At 64.3% G+C, this 3327-nt stretch carries 3 protein-coding genes; 1 reads left to right on the forward strand and 2 read right to left on the reverse strand.

All coding sequences use genetic code 11. From position 1 onward, the window contains the following. The coding region (locus EOA33_RS29000; RefSeq protein WP_148670645.1) for an NTP transferase domain-containing protein at positions 1-444 on the reverse strand (444 nt) is incomplete at its 3' end. Between the two features lie 611 nt (positions 445-1055). Here EOA33_RS29000 and EOA33_RS29005 point away from each other — a divergent pair. Beyond that, positions 1056-2801: an adenylate/guanylate cyclase domain-containing protein gene (locus EOA33_RS29005; RefSeq protein WP_126054306.1), complete on the forward strand. Its 1746-nt coding sequence runs from the start codon at positions 1056-1058 to the stop codon at positions 2799-2801. A gap of 116 nt (positions 2802-2917) precedes the next feature. On the opposite strand, the gene EOA33_RS29010 is transcribed toward EOA33_RS29005, so the two are convergent. Beyond that, positions 2918-3327, reverse strand: a 410-nt coding sequence (locus EOA33_RS29010; protein ID WP_145989334.1) for a cytochrome c biogenesis CcdA family protein, incomplete at its 5' end; no start/stop codon positions are given.

The raw sequence follows: 3327 nt of genomic DNA on the forward strand, positions 1-3327 counted from the left end.
TCCTGGTGATGTTCGGCGATACACCGCTGATCGATCCGGAAGCGCTTGCCGTCGCGCGGCGGCACCTTCCGCCAGTTTCCGCCGCGCGACGGCAAGCGCTTCCGGATCGATCAGCGGTGTATCGCCGAACATCACCAGGATGTCGTCGTAACCCTTTGATATTGCTGCACGCGCTGCAAGCACGGCATGCGCGGTGCCGAGCCGCTTCTCCTGCACGAAGGTCTCCGCCTTGGGCGCAAATTTCTGCGCCGCCTTGCGCATTTCCTCCACGCCATGGCCGATCACCAGCGCCAGATCGCCGCTGCCGGCGGCCTCGGCCGCCTTCACCACATGGGCCACCATCGGCAGCCCGGCGATAGGATGCAGCACCTTGGGCAGCGCGCTCTTCATGCGCGTGCCCTCGCCGGCGGCAAGGATGACGGACAGGCAGGATTTCTGGCTCATGAAGGGCAACCGTACGAAAAGCGTTTGAATCAATGGATGCTAGCAGTGCTGCCCATGCTGCACCAATGCGGTTAAATTCCGGTGAGACGGCGGAGCAGCTGACTCTTGATCAGCGGGTCGTTCGTTGGGAATTCTACGTCGTTCTATCTTTTTGATAATTCATATGAAAATTTGGCTATGATCTATTTGCCTCACCGCTTTTCCGGCTTCAACCGGACACACCCCTGCGTCGGACGGCAGCGTTGCGACACCTCCAAGCGCGAACGTTCGGTGGACACCCCGATACAAAAGCACCGACACGGTGGCGTCAACCGGTTACACAAGGCAGCAAATATCTCCGGCCTTCTGGGAGTGGTGAGTCAGCGTCCCCAGAGGCTGCGCGGGCGTGTCGTCGGTTGGCTGCTGGCGCGGTGACTGGAACGTTCCACGCTTCACAAGCGGGATGGCGAAATCTCGCGAAGGCAAGCTGCGTTCTCCGTTCTGTATCAGCGAACCGGCGGACTGGGAGAGGCGGACTGGGAGAGATGGATACCATGCGCGTGGGGCGTCTGGAAGTTAGCAGGACATGGACGCCGGGCGGCCCGCGTGCAGGCGCTTGGCTGAGCGGTGCAATGACCACGCAGCGCCACCTCGCAGCGATCCTGGCTTGCGACGTCGTCGGCTATTCGCGTCTGACGGAGCGCGACGAGCGCGGCACGCTCGAGCGGCTGAAGATCTACCGCAAGGACCTCTTCGAACCGCTGGTCACCGAGCATCAGGGTCGGATCGTCAAGCTCACCGGCGACGGCATGCTGTGCGAGTTCGCGAGCGTCGTTAACGCGGTGACCTCGGCGATGGCAATCCAGCAGGCCCTGGCAGAACACGAGGCGGAGACGCCCGAGGAAGAGCGGATTCGCTTGCGCATCGGCGTCAATCTGGGCGACGTGATCTGCGAGGAGGACGGCGACCTCTATGGCGACGGGGTCAACATCGCCGCCCGCCTCGAAGGCATCGCCGATCCCGGCACCGTGGTCGTCTCGGGCACCGCCTACGACCACCTTCAGGGCAAGCTCGACTGCGGCTTCATGCCGCTCGGCGAGCTGCGCCTCAAGAACATTGAGCGGCCTGTGCGCGCCTACCGCGTCGAGACCGACGCCAGCGCCTCGGTGGCTGCCCCGCCTCCCCTGCCCGAGAAACCCTCGATCGCGGTTCTGCCTTTCACCAACATGAGCGGCGACCCCGACCAGGAATACTTCGCCGACGGGCTGGTGGAGGACATCATCACCGGATTGAGCCGGGTGAACTCCTTCTTCGTGATCGCCCGCAACTCGTCCTTCACCTACAAGGGCCGGGCGGTGGACCTGCGCCAGGTCGGGCGCGAGTTGGGCGTCCGCTACGTGCTCGAAGGCAGCATCCGCAGAGCAGGATCGCGGGTGCGCATCAGTGGGCAGTTGGTGGACGCGATCAGCGGACACCATGTCTGGACCGACCGCTTCGAGGGCGACGTGAGCGACATCTTCGACCTGCAGGACAAGGTGACCGAAAGCGTCGTCGGTGCCGTCGAGCCGAGCATCCGGCTGGAGGAGATCAAGCAGGCGCGCATGAAGCCGACCGACTACATGAGCGCCTACGACCTTTACCTTCGCGCGCTGCCGCGCTTCTACAGCATGACCCGCGAAGGCTTTGCCGACGTGCGTCGGCTCACCAACGAGGCGCTCAGCATCGACCCTGACTTCAACTTGGCGAAGGCACTCGGCGCCTATATCCGCAGCATATCCGTAAGCCAGTGCTGGCACGAGCCCGACGATATCCGGGTCGCCGCGCGCATGGCGCGCGAAGTGCTGGCGGAAGCGCGCGACGACCCTACGAGCCTACGCTTCGCCGCGCAGGTGATGGCCTACAGCGCGAAGGACTACGAGATGGCGCTGGCCACGATCGAACGATCCCTAATGCTCAATCCCAATTCGGCGCAGGGCCATACGAGCTGCGGTTGGGTGAACGCACATTCCAGCCGCCCGCTCGTCGCGATCGAGCACTTTCACCGGGCAATGCGGCTGAGCCCGGTCGACCCCGAGAAGGGCATCGCGCTCTCCGGCATCGGGATGAGCTATCTGATGCTCGAGCGCTACGAGGAAGCGCTGGCATGGGGAGAACGCGCGCTGCAGGAGATGCCGAACTACGGCTCCTCGCACCGGGTGGTGATCATGGCGCTGGTCAAACTCAACCGGCTGGACGAGGCACGGGCGGCGGCGCGGCGGCTGATGGAGGCGTTTCCGACCTACACGCTCACCCTGCAGAGGCAGATCAACCCTTGGCAAGACAAGGTGTTCGCCGAGCGTTACGTCGAGGCGCTGGGCATCTCCGGCGTGCCGGAGTGATCGTCGCGGTTGCAAGGATGCCCTCTCCTGCGCGTCACGTCCGGCCTGGCGACGTCCCAAGTCCCTGATTCTTAATCAGCAGGTCCACAGTTCGATCCAGCGCACAAAGTAGCAAACTACCCCAGCCGCCCTAGCGCCGGGAAAGTCTCCAGCAGCCAGTACGACGCGCTCTGCACGCCGCCGGTGAGGAAGAATATGCCGGCGACGACCAGCAGCGCGCCGATCGCCTTTTCGACGCGGCCGAGATGGACGCGGAATTTTCCAAGAAAGCGCATGAAGGCGCCGGAAAACAGCGCCGCGATCAGGAAAGGGATACCGAGACCGAGCGAATAGGCGGCAAGCAGCAGCGCGCCCTCGCCCACCGTCTCGCGCCCGCCGGCCAACGTCAGGATCGGCCCCAGCACCGGGCCGATGCAAGGCGTCCAGCCGAAGGCGAAAGCCAGCCCCATGATGTAGGCGGCGACCAGGCTGGCGGGCTTGCCTTGCGACTGGAAGCGCGCCTCGCGCGACAAGAGCGGGATGCGCA

This window comes from Mesorhizobium sp. M4A.F.Ca.ET.050.02.1.1 (genome assembly GCF_003997725.1).
Lineage (GTDB): Bacteria > Pseudomonadota > Alphaproteobacteria > Rhizobiales > Rhizobiaceae > Mesorhizobium.